The organism is Actinoplanes palleronii, assembly GCF_016862315.1.
Taxonomy (GTDB): Bacteria; Actinomycetota; Actinomycetes; order Mycobacteriales; family Micromonosporaceae; genus Actinoplanes; species Actinoplanes palleronii.
Genome location: NZ_BOMS01000014.1, coordinates 385139 through 400848, shown reverse-complemented (window position 1 = coordinate 400848; position 15710 = coordinate 385139). Strand labels below are relative to the sequence as shown.

At 71.6% G+C, this 15710-nt stretch carries 15 protein-coding genes; 4 read left to right on the top strand and 11 right to left on the bottom strand.

Going from position 1 to position 15710, the window contains the following annotated elements:
• Window positions 1–32: 32 nt before the first annotated feature.
• Window positions 33–392: a VOC family protein gene (locus tag Apa02nite_RS05610; RefSeq protein WP_239164139.1), complete on the top strand. Its 360-nt coding sequence runs from the start codon at window positions 33–35 to the stop codon at window positions 390–392.
• 46 nt (window positions 393–438) lie between these two features.
• Here the strand turns inward: Apa02nite_RS05610 and yczR are convergent, their stop codons facing one another.
• Entirely contained in the window at window positions 439–1896 is a 1458-nt protein-coding gene (yczR, locus tag Apa02nite_RS05605) for a MocR-like transcription factor YczR (protein WP_203824094.1), read from the bottom strand.
• Window positions 1897–1954: 58 nt separating this feature from the next.
• Here yczR and yczE point away from each other — a divergent pair, with 58 nt between their 5' ends.
• Entirely contained in the window at window positions 1955–2566 is a 612-nt protein-coding gene (gene yczE, locus Apa02nite_RS05600; protein WP_067704397.1) for a membrane protein YczE, read from the top strand.
• Between the two features lie 98 nt (window positions 2567–2664).
• Window positions 2665–3093 carry a hypothetical protein gene (locus tag Apa02nite_RS05595; protein ID WP_067704399.1) on the top strand — a complete coding sequence of 143 codons (429 nt, stop codon included), beginning with the start codon at window positions 2665–2667 and terminating at the stop codon, window positions 3091–3093.
• Window positions 3094–3372: 279 nt separating this feature from the next.
• Here the strand turns inward: Apa02nite_RS05595 and hisF are convergent, their stop codons facing one another.
• Genes hisF through hisD form a run of 7 tightly spaced genes read right to left on the bottom strand, consistent with a single transcriptional unit; the run spans window position 3373 to window position 8846 of the window.
• On the bottom strand, window positions 3373–4134 hold the full coding sequence (gene hisF, locus Apa02nite_RS05590) for an imidazole glycerol phosphate synthase subunit HisF (RefSeq protein ID WP_203824093.1): 762 nt from the start codon (window positions 4132–4134) through the stop codon (window positions 3373–3375).
• On the bottom strand, window positions 4131–4850 hold the full coding sequence (gene priA, locus Apa02nite_RS05585) for a bifunctional 1-(5-phosphoribosyl)-5-((5-phosphoribosylamino)methylideneamino)imidazole-4-carboxamide isomerase/phosphoribosylanthranilate isomerase PriA (RefSeq protein WP_067704404.1): 720 nt from the start codon (window positions 4848–4850) through the stop codon (window positions 4131–4133). The genes hisF and priA overlap by 4 nt, the downstream gene beginning before the upstream one ends.
• Before the next feature lie 17 nt (window positions 4851–4867).
• Entirely contained in the window at window positions 4868–5191 is a 324-nt protein-coding gene (locus tag Apa02nite_RS05580) for a hypothetical protein (RefSeq protein ID WP_067704408.1), read from the bottom strand.
• On the bottom strand, window positions 5188–5808 hold the full coding sequence (hisH, locus tag Apa02nite_RS05575; protein WP_203824092.1) for an imidazole glycerol phosphate synthase subunit HisH: 621 nt from the start codon (window positions 5806–5808) through the stop codon (window positions 5188–5190). Before hisH ends, Apa02nite_RS05580 begins: the two co-directional genes overlap by 4 nt.
• A 1-nt stretch (window position 5809) precedes the next feature.
• Window positions 5810–6421, bottom strand: a complete 612-nt coding sequence (gene hisB, locus Apa02nite_RS05570) for an imidazoleglycerol-phosphate dehydratase HisB (protein ID WP_067704411.1) — start codon at window positions 6419–6421, stop codon at window positions 5810–5812.
• The gene (locus Apa02nite_RS05565) at window positions 6418–7494 is read right to left on the bottom strand and encodes a histidinol-phosphate transaminase (RefSeq protein WP_203824091.1); all 1077 of its coding nucleotides are present in this window, start codon (window positions 7492–7494) and stop codon (window positions 6418–6420) included. The genes hisB and Apa02nite_RS05565 overlap by 4 nt, the downstream gene beginning before the upstream one ends.
• Entirely contained in the window at window positions 7491–8846 is a 1356-nt protein-coding gene (gene hisD, locus Apa02nite_RS05560; RefSeq protein WP_203824090.1) for a histidinol dehydrogenase, read from the bottom strand. The genes Apa02nite_RS05565 and hisD overlap by 4 nt, the downstream gene beginning before the upstream one ends.
• A gap of 108 nt (window positions 8847–8954) precedes the next feature.
• Between hisD and Apa02nite_RS05555 the strand changes: the two genes are divergently transcribed.
• Entirely contained in the window at window positions 8955–9662 is a 708-nt protein-coding gene (locus tag Apa02nite_RS05555; RefSeq protein WP_067704420.1) for an LON peptidase substrate-binding domain-containing protein, read from the top strand.
• On the opposite strand, the gene Apa02nite_RS05550 is transcribed toward Apa02nite_RS05555, so the two are convergent.
• From Apa02nite_RS05550 to Apa02nite_RS05540, 3 genes are read right to left on the bottom strand one after another with little or no spacing between them, the layout of a single operon-like run.
• Window positions 9577–10347 (bottom strand): hypothetical protein, encoded by a 771-nt coding sequence (locus Apa02nite_RS05550; RefSeq protein ID WP_239164138.1) that lies wholly within the window; start codon window positions 10345–10347, stop codon window positions 9577–9579. The two genes, Apa02nite_RS05555 and Apa02nite_RS05550, sit on opposite strands and share 86 nt — an antisense overlap.
• Window positions 10348–10377: 30 nt before the next feature.
• A complete protein-coding gene (gene dnaE / locus Apa02nite_RS05545; RefSeq protein ID WP_203824089.1) occupies window positions 10378–13911 on the bottom strand; it encodes a DNA polymerase III subunit alpha in 3534 nt (1177 codons plus the stop codon).
• 37 nt (window positions 13912–13948) lie between these two features.
• Complete coding sequence (locus Apa02nite_RS05540; protein WP_203824088.1) at window positions 13949–15589, bottom strand: MinD/ParA family ATP-binding protein; 1641 nt, start codon at window positions 15587–15589, stop codon at window positions 13949–13951.
• Window positions 15590–15710 lie beyond the last annotated feature (121 nt).

Below are 15710 nucleotides of genomic sequence, written 5' to 3'. Positions count from 1 at the left end.
GTCATACGTTTGACGGACCACGGGAGTCCGACGTGACGAAGGGAAAAGCCATGCCGATCCGTACGATCACCGTCCCGGTCAAGGACCTGGACGCCGCGAAGGCTCTGTACACCCGGCTGCTCGGTGTCGAACCGTACGCCGACGCACCGTACTACGTGGGCTACCGCCCGGAGGGCGGGCCGGAGCTCGGCCTCGACCCGCACGGCGACGTGACCGCCGGGCCGATCACCTACTGGCACGTCGAGGACATCAACGCCGAGGTGACCGCCCTGATCGCGGCGGGCGCCACCGAGGAACGCGGGGTGCACGACGTCGGCGGCGGCACGCTGATCGCCACCCTGCGCGACGCCGACGGCAACCGCTTCGGCCTGCACCAGGGCGCGGCGAGCTAGCCCGGCGCCAGGCGAGACCGCCGGCGCGCGGCGAGCCGGCCCGGGGTCAGGCGATGACCGCCGGGGTGCGCCAGCCCGACCGGGACGGTGTCCGGTCCAGGTCGTGGCGGACCGAGGCGATCCGCCGGACCGCCTCGACCAGGTCGTCGGCCGCGAGCGTGAACGGCAGCCGCAGGAACCGTTCCAGGGTGCCGTCCAGCCCGAACCGGGGCCCCGGCGCGAGCCGCACCCCGACGTCCTCGGCGGCCCGGGACAGCGCGCTGGAGATCGGGCCGTCCAGCTCGACCCAGAGCGTCACACCCCCGCCGGGCACGAAGAACCGCCACTCCGGCAGCTGCTCGCGCAGCGCGGTGACCAGGGCGTCCCGGCGGAAGCGCAGCTGCGCGCGGCGCGCCTCGACGATCGACGGCGCGTCGCGCAGCAGGTGCACGGCGACCAGTTGCTCCAGCACCGGGCTGGCCATGTCCACACCGACCCGGATCGCGGCGAGCCGCTGCACCATCGGCGCCGACGCGCGCACCCAGCCGATCCGCAGGCCACCCCAGTACGGCTTGCTCATCCCGCCGATCGACATCACCCGGGAGTGCCGGTCGAAGACCGCGACCGGCGGGGGCATCTGCGGATCGTCCAGCGGCAGGTCCACGAACGACTCGTCGACGACCAGCTCGGTGCCGGTGGAGTGCGCGGTGGCGACCATCCGCTCGCGCAGCTCGACCGGCATCAGGTGCCCGGTCGGGTTGTGGAACTCGGGGATCATGTACGCCAGCCGGGGCCGGGTCTGCCGGAGCGCGCCGAGCAGCATCTCGCCGTCCCAGCCGGTCGCGGTGTCCAGCCCGTGCGTGGTGATCCGGGCCCGCCGGGCGGAGAGCGCGGCCAGCGCGTTCGGGTAGGTCGGCGTCTCCACCAGCACCGGTGCGCCGGCCGGCACGGAGAGCCGGAGCACCAGGTCGAGCGCCTGCTGGGTGCCGCTGGTGATCAGCACCTGCTCGGTCGAGGTGGGCACGCCCCGGGCCGTGTAGATCTGGGCCACCGCGTCGCGCAGCTCGGCGAGCCCGGTCGGGTGGTATCCGGCGCTGCCCAGGTAGCGCGGCAGGTCGTCGGCGGCGGCCCGGGCGGCCGGCACCAGCTCGACCGGCGCGGCCGAGGCGGCCACCCCCATGTCGATCATGTCGAGGTCGTCGTCCGGCGTCCACAGGCCGGAGGTGGCCACCCGGTGGCCGTTCGGCAGCGTGGTCCAGCTGCCGGCGCCGCGCCGGCTGGTCAGGTGACCGGTCTCGCGGAGCGCCCGGTACGACGCGGACACCGTGGTCCGGCTGACCGCCAGGGACTCGGCCAGCTCCCGTTCGGCGGGCAGCCGCACCCCGAGGGCGAGCCGTCCGTCGGCGAGCAGCCCGCGCACCGCGGCCGCCAGCGCGGCGTAGTCCGGGCTTCGGTGCCGGCCCGGCAGCGAATGCCACCGGCCGAGCAGACGAGCCAATTGGTCGCCTCGAACCGACGTTGTCATAGCCACCTCCCGAGGATTGGCACTTTAACACCGGGGAATTGGCATCGAGAGTGGCACTATGAGCCTGGTTCGTCGCGTGCCACAACTCCTGCTCGGCCTGGTCCTGTACGGCGTCAGCATGGCGCTGATGGTGGAGTCCGGCCTCGGCCTCAACCCGTGGGACGTGTTCCACCAGGGGATGACAAAGGTCACCGGGATCAGTTTCGGTCTGGTGGTGCTGCTGGTCGGCATCCCGGTGCTGCTGCTCTGGATCCCGCTGCGGCAGCGGCCCGGCATCGGCACGGTGGCCAATCTGGTGATCGTCGGGTTCGCCGCGGACGGCGCGCTGGCCCTGCTGCCGGCCGGCGTCACCATCCCGGCCCGGGTCGGCTACCTGGTCGCCGGGATTCTGCTGAACGGGTTCGCGACAGGTCTCTACATCGGCAGCCGGATGGGTCCGGGCCCGCGCGACGGCCTGATGACCGGGCTGGCCGGCCGGTTCCCGAAGCTGTCGGTGCGGGTGATCCGCACCGGGATCGAGTTGTTCGTGCTGGGCACCGGTTTCCTGCTCGGCGGCACCGTCGGGGTGGGAACGATCGTCTATGCCCTGGCGATCGGCCCGCTGGTGCACCTGTTCCTGCCCCGGCTGACGGTCCCCGATCCGGACCGGTCCGCGGTGCCCGCACACTGAGACAGACGAACCCCGATGTTCCCGGGGCGGGTCACAAGCCGGTGATCATCCGGACACATTCGCTTCCCGCCATGCCACCGGCACGGCATCATGGCGACATGGGGGCCGGCGGCTGGAACTGGAACGACGCGTGGATCTTCGTCTCCGCGGTCATCGCTGAGCGCCTGGAACGCGACAGGGCGCTGCACGCGGCCCTGCCGGTGGCCGGCGCGACGATCACGGATCTGCTGGCCGCGGCCGACTTTCTGCACCACAGCGTGCCGAGCCGCGCCGATCTGGAGGAGTCCGTCCGCCGGCTGGCCGGCGCCGGACTGATCACCGTGGAGGACGAGGTGATCGAGGTGGCCCCGGCCGGCGAGCAGCTCTGGCGGACCCGCCCGTTCAGCGGCCTGTCCTCCGCCGTGATGACCTTGCAGACCCAGCTCAACCGGGTCGCCGAGCCCGGGTACACCGACTGGACGCTCGGCGACACCGCCTACAACACCGCGGTCCGCGAGTACAGCATGCGTCTCGCCGACGACCGATAAAACCTGTTCGGTACGAATACCGGGTCCCGTCCGTAGGCTACGAGCCACGTCACCTGGCTGCGGCCACGCGACACCCGCGCCGGTCCGGGCCGCAGCGCGCCCCCAGACTCTGGCTGGGCGTCAGGGGTGTCTCCGCGCTGCGGAGACACCCCTGACAGCCAGCCGAAAACCCGCAGCCGCGGCCGGGCCGCGCGTCGCCACGGTGTCGCGACCCCGTGCGCTCGGGACTCGGCTCGTAGCCTACGGACGGGACCTTCAGGTCGTACCGGAGAAAAACGGTCAGCGGACCGGGTGCCCGGCGCCGCGCAGGGTGTCCTTGACCTGGCCGATCGTGAGGTCGCCGAAGTGGAAGACGCTCGCGGCCAGGACCGCGTCGGCGCCCGCCTCGACCGCCGGCGGGAAGTGCTCGACGAGGCCGGCGCCACCGCTGGCGATCACCGGGATGTCCACCACGGCGCGCACCGCGCGGATCAGCTCCAGATCGAAACCGGCCTTGGTGCCGTCGGCGTCCATCGAGTTCAGCAGGATCTCGCCGGCGCCCAGCTCGGCCACCCGGGCCGCCCATGCGACCGCGTCCAGACCGGCGCTGCGACGCCCGCCGTGCGTGGTGACCTCCCAGCCGGACGGCTGATCCGCGGCCCGGCGGACGTCCAGCGACAGCACCAGCACCTGGTTGCCGAAACGCTCCGCGATCTCGCTGATCAGTTCCGGTCGGTTGATCGCCGCGGTGTTCACGCCGACCTTGTCCGCGCCGGCCCGCAGCAGCACGTCCACGTTCGCCGGCGAGCGCACCCCGCCACCCACCGTGAGCGGGATGAACACCGTCTCCGCGGTCCGCCGCACCACGTCCAGCATGGTGCCGCGGTCGTCCGAGGAGGCGGTCACGTCGAGGAAGGTCAGCTCGTCGGCGCCGGCCGCGTCATACGCCGCGGCCAGTTCCACCGGGTCACCGGCGTCCCGGAGGTCGACGAAGTTGACCCCCTTGACCACCCGGCCGGCGTCCACGTCCAGGCACGGGATCACCCGCACGGCGACCGTCATCCCAGGACGTCCAGGGCCTCGCGGACGGTGAACGCGCCGGCGTAGAGCGCCTTGCCGGCGATCACACCCTCCACCCCGACCGGTTCCAGGGTGGCCAGGGCGCGCAGGTCGTCCAGGGTGGAGACGCCACCGCTGGCGATCACCGGCTTGTCGGTGGCGGCGCAGACCTCGCGCAGCAGCTCCAGGTTCGGGCCGCGCATGGTGCCGTCCTTGGTGATGTCGGTGACGACGTAGCGGGCCGCGCCGGCCTTGTCCAGGCGGGCCAGCACCTCGTAGAGGTCACCGCCGTCGCGGGTCCAGCCGCGCGCGGACAGGGTGCGGCCGCGCACGTCCAGGCCGATGGCGACGCGGTCGCCGTACTCGGCGCAGATCCGGTCGCACCACTCCGGGTCCTCCAGCGCGGCGGTGCCGATGTTGACCCGCTGGGCACCGGTGGCCAGCGCCCGGGTCAGCGACTCGTCGTCGCGGATGCCACCGGAGAGCTCCACCTTGACGTCCAGCCGGCGGACCACGTCGGCGAGCAGCTCGGCGTTCGAGCCCCGGCCGAACGCGGCGTCCAGGTCGACCAGGTGCACCCACTCGGCGCCGTCGTTCTGCCAGGCCAGCGCGGCGTCGAGCGGGTCGCCGTAGGAGGTCTCCGAGCCGGCGGCACCCTGGACCAGGCGAACCGCCTGGCCGTCGGCGACGTCAACGGCGGGCAGCAGTTGCAGTGTCACGTTTTCCCCTTGAGAAGCTAAGGACGGCGGCCCAGCGCGACGACGACGAGGGCCGGCGCGGCGAGGACGAGCAGGACGGTGAGCAGGACACGGAGTGCCGGGTCCGGGATGAAGAACCAGACCAGGCCGATGGCCACCAGCGCGACGACCACGATGCCGATCCGCTGGCGCCGGCTGCGGCTGTAGAGACGGCCGTCCCGGCCCAGCCGGACGTTCGGCCGGACGGACCTGAGCAGCGTGCGACGCCACTGCCGCCGGGCGACCTTCCGGGCGCGGACGGCCTTCTCCCGTTCGAGGACGACGAGCCGTTCGGCCCGTCGTTTCGCGCGTTCCTTGCTCACGACAGTGTTTTCACCCAGTTGGCCAGCAGCGCATACCCCGCGTCGGCCGACTTCTCGGGGTGGAACTGCGCGACGCTCAGCGCGCCGGCCTCCACCACGGCCGCGAACGGCTCGTCGTGCGCCGCGGTGGTGACCTCGGCATGGCTCAGCGCGCCGAGGTCCTGCGCCGCGTACGAGTGGACGAAGTAGAACCGGGTGTCCCCGGCCAGCCCGGCGAGCAGCCGTGAGCCGTCCGGGACGGTGACCGTGTTCCAGCCCATGTGCGGGATCCGCCGGGCCTGCAGCCGGGTCACCGAGCCGGGCAGCAGCCCCAGCCCCGCGGTCTGCACGCCGTGCTCCACCCCGGAGTCGAACATGATCTGCATGCCCACGCAGATGCCGAGCACCGGACGCCCGGCGGCGACCCGCTCGGCGATCACCGGCCCGGCACCCAGCTCGTTGATCCCGGCCATGCAGGCGGCGTAGGCGCCGACCCCGGGCACGACCAGCCCGTCGGCCTCGGCGGCCGCGCGCAGGTCGCTGGTCACGGTGACGTCCACACCGGTGCGCGCCACCGCGCGCTCGGCGCTCCGCAGGTTCCCCGACCCGTAGTCGAGGATCACCACGCTCGTGGTCATCTCAGAGCACGCCCTTGGTGGACGGCAGCGCTCCGGCGTTGCGCGGGTCGATCTCGACGGCCTCGCGCAGCGCCCGGGAGAACGCCTTGAACTGGGCCTCCACCACGTGGTGCGCGTCCGGGTGACCGCCCGGGCGGCAGGCCCGCAGCACGTCCACGTGCAGGGTCACCCGGGCCGCGTGCCCGAACGCCTCGAAGATGTGCCGGGTCATGCTCGTCGCGTAGACCGGCCCGATGTACGGCGTGAGCAGCGGCTCGTCGTGCACCACGTAGGACCGGCCGGACAGGTCCACGGCCGCCCGGACCAGCACCTCGTCCATCGGGATGGTGGCCGAGCCGTACCGCCGGATGCCCCGCTTGTCGCCGAGCGCCTGGGCGAACGCCTCACCCAGGGCGATCGCGGTGTCCTCGATGGTGTGGTGCGAGTCGATCTCGAGGTCGCCCTCGGTACGCACGGTCAGGTCGAACCCGCCGTGCTTGGCGAGCTGGTTGAGCATGTGGTCGTAGAAGCCCACGCCGGTGCTCAGGTCGCCCTTGCCGGTGCCGTCGAGGTCGATCTCGACGAGCACCTTGGTCTCGTTGGTGACGCGGTCAATCCGCCCGGTGCGACTCACGAAAGGATCTCCTCAGCGGCGTTCAGGAATGCGGACGTCTCGGATTCGGTGCCGGCGGTGACCCGCAGCCAGCCGGTCAGGCCCACGTCGCGGATCAGCACACCCCGGTCGAGGAACGCCTGCCACGCGGCCTTCTGGTCGTCGGCCGTCGCGAAGAGCACGAAGTTCGCGTCGGAGTCGGCCACCTTCACACCGCGCGACCGCAGCGTGGTGACGATCCGGTCGCGCTGCTCCTTGATCGCCTCGACGGTCACCAGCAGCGAGTCCCGGTGCACGACGGCCGCGCGGGCGGCGGCCTGGGTGATCGCGGAGAGGTGGTAGGGCAGCCGGACCAGCTGCACCGCGTCGACCACGGCCGGGTCGGCGGCCAGATAACCCAGCCGCCCACCGGCGAAGCCGAACGCCTTGCTCATCGTCCGGCTCACCACCAGGCGCGGGTGCTCGGGCAGCAGGGTGAGCGCGCTCGGGGTGCCCGGACGGGCGAACTCGGTGTACGCCTCGTCGACGATCACCATGCCCTTCGCCGCGCCGAGCACCGCGTCGACCACGGCCGGGTCGAGGGCCGTGCCGGTCGGGTTGTTCGGCGAGCACAGGAAGATCACGTCCGGGTCGTGCTTCTCGATCTCGGCGACGGCTCGCGCCGGATCCAGACCGAAATCCGGGTCACGCAGCGCGCCGATCCACTCGGTGCCCGTCCCCGCCGCGAGCAGCGGGTGCATCGAGTAGGACGGTCCGAACCCGAGCGCCTTCCGCCCCGGCCCGGCGAACGTCTGGAGCAGCTGCTGCTGCACCTCGTTCGACCCGTTCGCGGCCCACACGTTCGTCGTGGACAGGCCGTGGCCCAGGTAGGACGCCAGCTCGGTGCGCAGCGCGACCGCGTCCCGGTCCGGGTAGCGGTTGAGGTCGCGCAGCTCGGCCTGCACGGCCTTGCCGATCGCCTCGACCACGTCCTCGGGCACCGGGTACGAGTTCTCGTTGGTGTTCAGCCGGACCGCGACGTCGAGCTGCGGCGCGCCGTACGGCGACTTCCCCCGCAGATCGTCCCGGATCGGCAGATCGTCGATAGTGGTCATGAGCCGAACCGTCCGTCCGACCGCCCCGCCCGCCACCCTAAATCGGACTGAAACCGCGCTTTCACCGCGTCGCCGTGCGCCGGCAGGTCCTCCGCGTCGGCCAGGGTCACCACGTGACCGGCCACGTCGCGCAGCGCCGCCTCGTCGTACTCGATCACGTGGATGCCGCGCAGGAACGACTGCACCGACAGCCCGGACGAGTGCCGCGCGCAGCCACCGGTCGGCAGCACGTGGTTGGAACCGGCCGCGTAGTCGCCGAGCGACACCGGCGACCAGGCGCCCACGAAGATCGCGCCGGCGTTGCGCACCCGCATCGCCCACTCCCGGGCGTCCCGGGTCTGGATCTCCAGGTGCTCGGCCGCGTACGCGTCGACCACCGCGAGCCCCTGCTCCAGGTCGTCGACAAGCACCACACCGGACTGCTCGCCGGTCAGCGCTGTCCGCACCCGCTCCTCGTGCTTGGTCGCCGCGACCTGGATCACCAGCTCGGCCTCCACCGCCTCGATCAGCGCGGGCGAGTCGGTGACCAGCACACTCGCCGCGAGCGGGTCGTGCTCGGCCTGACTGATCAGGTCGGCGGCGACGTGCCGCGGGTCGGCGGTCTCGTCGGCCAGCACGGCGATCTCGGTGGGGCCGGCCTCGGCGTCGATGCCGACCGTGCCGCGCAGCAGCCGCTTGGCCGCGGTCACCCAGATGTTGCCCGGCCCGGTGATCACATCGACCGGCTCGCAGCGGTCACCCTCGTCGACGCCGTCGGCGCCATACCCCAGCATGGCGATCGCCTGCGCGCCGCCGACCGCGTAGACCTCGGTCACCCCGAGCAGCGCGCACGCGGCAAGCACCCGGGAATCCGGCAGGCCGCCGTTCGTGGCCTGCGGCGGGCTCGCCACGACCAGGCCCTCGACGCCGGCCACCTGCGCCGGCACCACGTTCATCACCACGGTGGACGGATAGACGGCGAGGCCACCGGGCACGTAGAGGCCGACCCGGCGGACCGGGATCCAGCGCTCGGTGACCGTGCCACCGTCGACCACCGTCGTGGTGGTGTCGGTGCGGCTCTGGTCGGCGTGCACCTTGCGGGCCCGCTTGATCACCTCGAGCAGGGCGGCCCGGACGTCCGGGTCGAGCGTCGCGGCCGCGGCCTCGATGGCCTCGGCGGGCACCCGCAGGCGCTCCAGCGTGACGCCGTCGAACTTCTCGGTCGCCTCCCGGATCGCACTGAACCCATGCTGATGGACCGCCTCGACAACGGGACGAATCCTCTCGACAGCCACGGAGACGTCAAGCTGGGCACGAGGCAGCAGACCGCGCGGGTCCCGGCGGGAGCCGCGCAGGTCGATCCGATTCAGCACGGGACCAGTCTAGGCGGCCGCCCAGGGTGCACCGCGAGCGCAATACCCCAGCCCGGCCGTTGGGACACGGTGGGTTGACCAAGGTCAGCGGACGGCTAGGCTGAACGCGTGAGCGATCGGCTACCGGTCTTCCCGATGAGCACGGTGCTCTTTCCCGGCTTGGTGCTGCCCCTGCACATCTTCGAGGAGCGTTATCGCGCTCTCGTGCGGGAGCTGGCCGCGAGGCCGGCTGAGCCGCCGAGCGAGTTCGGCGTGGTCACCCTCCGGCGTGGCACCGAGGTGCCGCCGGAGACCGGCGACGGCCCGGACCCGGCGCCCGCGCCGGTCAACGCCGGCGACCTGTACGACGTGGGCTGCACCGCCGAGCTGCGGCACGTCACCGAGCTGCCGGACGGCCGGTTCGACATCATGACGGTCGGCCGCCGCCGATTCCGGATCCTCGACGTCGAGCAGGGCTCCGAGCCGTACCTGACCGCGAACGTCGAGTGGCTGCCCGACAAGGACACGCCGGACCCGCTGGCCGAGCTGCTCAAGCCCCGGGTCCTGGCCGCCTTCCAGCAATACCTGGAACTGCTGAGGCCGAACGCCGACATCATCGATCAGGTGCCGGACGACGCGACCGTGCTGTCCCACCTGGTCGCCGCGACCGCCCAGCTCACTCTGGACGAACGCCACCTGCTGCTGTCCGCCCCGGACACCGCGACCCGGCTGCGCGCCGAGTTGCGGATCCTCAGCCGCGAGGCTGGTCTGCTGGCCCGGGTGCGGGCGGTGCCGGTGCCGCTGTCGGATCTGGCCCGACCGGCCAGCCCGAACTGAGCGGGTCCCCGGCGACCGGCTGCGACGCCGGGGTGCTGTTGTAGGACGGGTACGGCTCGTCGTACTGCCCGTGGTTCGGGCCGTATCCGGGCTGCGCGCCCGGGTGGTCGAGGTCCGGATCGTTCGACCAGCCGGCCAGCAGGGTCAGCACGATCGCCGCGACGAACGCCGGGATCAGCGTGGGCCCCACCGAGTGCACCTCCGGCGGCGCCAGGTAGGTCGCGCCCTGCGCGGCGGACGCCCGCCACTGCTCGTACGCGTCCTTGCCGATCATCTCGCCGATCGGGACCGCGACCCAGTGCACGCCCACCCCGGCGCCGGCCACCACGCCGAGCAGCAGCGCCGGGCCACGGTCGCGGCGCAGCAGCAGCCAGGCGACGATCGCCACCAGCAGTCCGAAACCGATCCCGAGCAGGGTCAGCCAGCCGTCGGCGGCGATGTACTGCTCGGGCGACGGGTCGTTGACCACGATGCCGTTGTCACCGGCGTCGATCACCGGCACGGTCGGCGCGAGCGCGTGCCAGAGCAGCCCGAACGGGACGCCGAGCGCCGTGACCACGGCGAAACTGCCGGCCGCGACGGTGAGCGCGCGCCGCCACGAACGGCGGCTGCCCTGCTGGATCTGCCACCACGGCGGCCGCGCCGCCGGGTGCTCCACCACTTCCGGGACTTCCTCTGGGTGCACCCTGTGATCCTTCCAGATCCCGCCGCGGCGTCAGGCGACGGCCGCCGGGCCGAGGATCATCTTGAGGTCGGCACGCAACGCGGGCGTCGGCGCGACCCGGACCGCGACCAGTCGCCAGATCGTGGTCCGCTTGCCGTTCTGCAGGTGGACGTGCACCTCGGTGTCGCCCGGGTGGCTCACCAGGATCTCCTTGAGCTCGTCGACGAGCGGCGGGGTGCACCTGGTGATCGGCATCGTCAGGACCACCGGCTTGCTGTCCGGGTTGTGGGAGATATCCGGGATGGACATGTCCATCGCCATGATCCGCGGGGTGTCGTCACGCCGGTCCACCCGGCCCTTGACCACCACGATGGCGTCCTCGGCGATGTACTGGCCGATCACCTCGTAGGTGTTCGGGAAGAACAGCGTCTCGACGCCACCGGCCAGGTCCTCGACGGTGGCCGAGGCCCAGGCGCGGCCCTGCTTGGTGATCCGCCGCTGCACCCCGGTGAGGATGCCGGCGATCGTCACCACCTGACCGTCCTGGACCGAGCCGTCCTCGCTGAGCGCGGCGATGCTGACGTCGGCGTTGCTCTGCAGCACCTGCTCCAGCCCGGCCAGCGGGTGGTCGGAGACGTAGAGGCCGAGCATCTCGCGCTCGAAGACGAGCTTGTCGCGCTTGTCCCACTCGCTCTCGCCGATGGTCGGCATCGCGACCGTGGCCGAGGAGCCGCCGACCGAGTCGCCGAACGCGCCGAACAGGTCGAACTGGCCGGCCGCCTCGTTCCGCTTGACCCCGGCGTACGCGTCGATCGCCTCGGCGTGCACGGCCAGCAGGCCCTTGCGGGTGTGCCCCATCGAGTCGAACGCGCCCGCCTTGATCAGCGACTCGATGGTCCGCTTGTTGCAGGCCACCGCGTCCACCTTGGCGAGGAAGTCGTAGAACTCGGTGTACTCACCTTTGTCCTTGCGGCAGCGGGCGATCGCCTCGACCACGTTGCCGCCGACGTTGCGGACCGCGCCCAGGCCGAACCGGATGTCGGTGCCGATCGGGGTGAACGGACCGGCCGACTGGTTCACGTCCGGCGGCAGCACCTGGATGCCCATCCGCCGGCACTCGGCCAGGTAGACCGCCATCTTGTCCTTGTCGTCGCCGACACTGGTCAGCAGACCGGCCATGTACTCGGCCGGGTAGTGCGCCTTGAGGTACGCCGTCCAGTAGGACACCAGCCCGTACGCCGCGGAGTGCGCCTTGTTGAACGCGTAGCCGGCGAACGGGACCAGCACGTCCCACACCGCCTGGATCGCCTCGAGGGAGTACCCGTTCGCGACACAGCCGTCGCGGAACGGGATGAACTCCTTGTCGAGGATCTCCTTCTTCTTCTTGCCCATCGCCCGGCGCAGCAGGTCGGCCTGGCCCAGCGTGTACCCGGCGAGGATCTGCGCGGCGCGCTGCACCTGCTCCTGATAGACGATCAGGCCGTAGGTCGGCTCGAGGATCTCGCGCAGCGGCTCCTCCAGCTCCGGGTGGATCGGGGTGATCTCCTGGAGCTTGTTCTTGCGCAGCGCGTAGTTGGTGTGCGAGTCGACGCCCATCGGGCCGGGCCGGTACAGCGCCAGGACGGCCGAGATGTCCTCGAAGTTGTCCGGTTTCATCAGCCGCAGCAGCGACCGCATCGGGCCACCGTCGAGCTGGAACACGCCGAGCGTGTCACCGCGGGCCAGCAGCTCGTACGCGCCCTTGTCGTCGAGCGGCAGGGCCAGCAGGTCGAGCGGCGCGCCGTGGTTGAGCTCGATGTTCTTGTTCGCGTCGTCGATGATCGTCAGGTTCCGCAGGCCCAGGAAGTCCATCTTCAGCAGGCCGAGGTTCTCGCAGGTCGGGTAGTCGAACTGCGTGATGATCACGCCGTCGGCGGCCCGGCGCATCAGCGGGATGTGATCGATGATCGGCTCGGCGGACATGATCACGCCGGCCGCGTGCACGCCGGTCTGCCGGATCAGGCCCTCGATGCCGCGCGCGGTGTCGATCACCTTCTTGACGTCCGGGTCGGTCTCGTACAGCGTGCGGACCTCACCGGCCTCGTTGTACCGCTTGTCGTCCTTGTTGAAGATGCCGCCCAGGGTGATGCCCTTGCCCATCACGTCCGGCGGCATCGCCTTGGTGATCCGGTCGCCGACCGCGAACGGGAACCCGAGCACCCGGGCCGAGTCCTTCACCGCGGCCTTCGCCTTGATCGTGCCGAACGTGGCGATCTGGGCGACCTTGTCGTCGCCCCACTTCTCGGTCACGTACCGGATGACCTCGGCGCGCCGGCGCTCGTCGAAGTCGATGTCGACGTCGGGCATCGAGACGCGCTCGGGGTTGAGGAACCGCTCGAAGATCAGCCCGTGCTGGATCGGGTCCAGGTCGGTGATGGCCATGGCGTACGCGATCAGGGAGCCGGCGGCGGACCCGCGGCCCGGACCCACGGCGATGCCGTTGTCCTTCGCCCACTGGATGAAGTCCGCGACCACCAGGAAGTACGCCGGGAAGCCCATGCTGATGATCACGCCGAGCTCGTACTCGGCCTGGGTGACGTGGGTCTCCGGGATGCCGGCCGGGAACCGCTTGCGCAGCCCCTCGTACGCCACGTGCCGGAAATACTCCTCCTCGGAGAAACCGTCCGGGATCGGGAACCGCGGCATCAGGTTCTTGAACGTGAACATCCCGTCGATGTCCACCTTCTCGGCCACCAGCAGGGTGTTCCGGCACCCCTCCTGCCAGGCGTCCGAGGAGTCGACCGCGCGCATCTGGTCGGCCGACTTCACGAAGTAGCCCGAGCCGTCGAACCGGAACCGGTTCGGGTCGGCCACGTTGCTGCCGGTCTGCACGCAGAGCAGCACGTCGTGCGCCGCGGACTGCTCCTCGTGGGTGTAGTGCGAGTCGTTGGTGACCAGGGTCGGGATGGAGAGCTTCTTGCCGATCTCCAGCAGCCCGTCCCGGACCCGCTTCTCGATCGACAGACCGTGGTCCATGATCTCGAGGAAGTAGTTGTCCTTGCCGAGCGCTTCCTGGTATTTCGCCGCGGACTTGAGCGCCTCGTCGAACTGCCCCAGCCGCAGGCGGGTCTGCACCGCGCCGGACGGGCAGCCGGTGGTGCCCATGATGCCCTCGGCGTGCTCCGCGATGATCTCGAAGTCCATCCGCGGGTACTTGCCGAGCTGGCCCTCGATGGAGCCCCGCGAGTTGAGCCGGAACAGGTTCTTCAGGCCGACCGCGTTGCGCGCCCACATGGTCATGTGGGTATACGCACCGTTACCGGAGATGTCGTCCGACTTCTGCTCCGGACGACCCCACTTGATCCGGCTCTTGGTCAGCCGCGACTCCGGGGCCACGTACGCCTCGACACCGATGACCGGCGTGATGCCCGCGTCTTTCGACTGCTTGTACATCTCATAGGCACCGTGCATGTTGCCGTGATCGGTGATCGCGGCGGCCGGCATGCCGAGGCGTTTCGCCTCGGCGATCAGTTCCTTGACCCGGGCCGCTCCGTCGAGCATCGAATACTCGGTGTGAACGTGCAGATGCACGAACGAGTCGGACACCCGGGACCCCCTCTTCGTTTGGCAGCGCCCCGGAATACTACTCGGCGAAGGGCTCCAGCATCACCGACGCGGCACGCAGCCAGGCCTGCCGGGTCTCCGGCTGCAGGTCCGCGTACTCGATCGAGGAACCCACCTCGAGCGCCGGGTCGTAGGGCACCACGGCGACCGCGCGGGTCCGCGTGGCGAAGTGCTTCTTGAAGTCCTCCAGCAGCGGCAGGGCGCCCGGCGACGGGCACGAGATGAGCGTCACGGCGTTGGCCACCATCTCGCCCATCCCGCTCTCCTCGAGCACGTCGAGCATCCAGTCCGCGGTGAACGCGGCGTCCTCGCGGGGCACCGTGGTGATCACCAGCTGGTCGGCGGTCCGCATCACCGTCTGCCAGTTGACGCTCTCCACGTTGTTGCCGGTGTCCACGCAGATCACGTCGTGGGTGCGGCGCAGCAGATCCATCACCCGGCGCACGGTGTCCTGGTCCAGCCGCTGGGCGAAGCGCGGGTTCTCCTCGCCGGCCAGCACGTCGTAGGACCCGTCCGAGGCGTGCCGCAGGTACGCGTCGAGCTCCTGCAGCAGCGCGTCGCCGTGCAGGTTCTCGATCCGCATCAGGTCGGCCAGCAGGTGCTTGATCGTCCGGGCGTGCCGGGCGCTGCCGGCCCGCAGGCCGAGTGTGCCCCGCAGCTCGTTGTCGTCCCAGGCCAGCACGCCACGGCCGCGGACGCTGCCGATGGTGGCCGCGGCCAGCACGGTCGCGGTGGTCTTGTGCACGCCGCCCTTGGGGTTGGCGAACGCCAGCACCCGGGGCTTGCCGAGCTTGCGCCGCATCACCGCGGCCGAGCGGTCCAGGCCCTCGTCGCCGCGGGTCTGCCGCCACTCGATCCGGGCGCCGGTCGTCTCCGGCCGGAGCGCCGGCTCGGCCCGGGCACCGGGGGCGTCGAGCCGGATGCCGGGCGGGGCTGCGGGGGCGTCGAGCCGGATCCCCGGCGGGGCTGCGGGCGCGTCGAGCCGGATGCCCGGCGGCGCGACCGGGGCCGGTCGGGCGGCCGGCGCAGGTGGCGGGGACACCGGCCGCGGGGCGACCGGCGGAGCCACCGGGGGCGCGGCCGGGGCGTACGCCTGCGGATAGGCGGCCGGCGGCGGCTGATAGCCGTTCGGCTGCGGGTAGCCGTTCGGCTGCGGAGCCCCGTTCGGCTGCTGATAGCCGTTGGGCTGCGGGTAGCCGTTGGGCTGCGGGTACGCGCCGGGCTGCGGCGGGGCCGGCGGATAGCCGGGCGCCGGTGGGTACGCGCCCCGGCTCGGTGGCGCCGCCGGCGGCGGCGCGGCCTGCGGAGCCGGCTGCGGTGACCGTGGCGTCGGGTCGAAGAAGCTGTGCTGCTGCTGCTCCGACCGGGACTGCCACCGCGGGTCGAGCGGGTTGATCGGGCGCTGCGGCATGGCCCGCTGCGCGTCCGGTTCGGCGCCACGGCGCGGCGGCGGCCCGCTGTCCAGCGGATTCGCCGGCCTGGCCGACGCGCGTGCTGATGGTGCCTGCTGACCCCACTGCTGCGGAACGTCCGCCGTCTCCGGCTTCGGCTCCTCGGCGGGCTCCTCGGCGCGATGACCATGCCGGGCACGATCCAGCAAGGCCCGCCAGCGCGGGGCTGGTTCCGCAGGCCGGCCCCAGCCGGTCTCGGTCCCGTCCACGGCTTGTCCCTTCTGCGCCTACCCGACGTCGTGTTGCGGCGAGGGGTTCTCGCCAAGACAGGCTACGGATGAGAACCCTATTCGGGCCACCGACCGAGCGCCCATCCCCCGGTCGTTCTTG

What these genes read in the sequence shown, in the direction of transcription:
- Apa02nite_RS05595 (WP_067704399.1), top strand. Translation starts at nt 2,665, where the DNA reads ATGGGGGCCGGCGGCTGGAACTGGAACGACGCGTGGATCTTCGTCTCC.
- hisH (WP_203824092.1), bottom strand. Translation starts at nt 5,808, where the DNA reads ATGACCACGAGCGTGGTGATCCTCGACTACGGGTCGGGGAACCTGCGG.
- hisF (WP_203824093.1), bottom strand. Translation starts at nt 4,134, where the DNA reads ATGACGGTCGCCGTGCGGGTGATCCCGTGCCTGGACGTGGACGCCGGC.
- yczE (WP_067704397.1), top strand. Translation starts at nt 1,955, where the DNA reads ATGAGCCTGGTTCGTCGCGTGCCACAACTCCTGCTCGGCCTGGTCCTG.
- yczR (WP_203824094.1), bottom strand. Translation starts at nt 1,896, where the DNA reads ATGACAACGTCGGTTCGAGGCGACCAATTGGCTCGTCTGCTCGGCCGG.
- Apa02nite_RS05565 (WP_203824091.1), bottom strand. Translation starts at nt 7,494, where the DNA reads ATGACCACTATCGACGATCTGCCGATCCGGGACGATCTGCGGGGGAAG.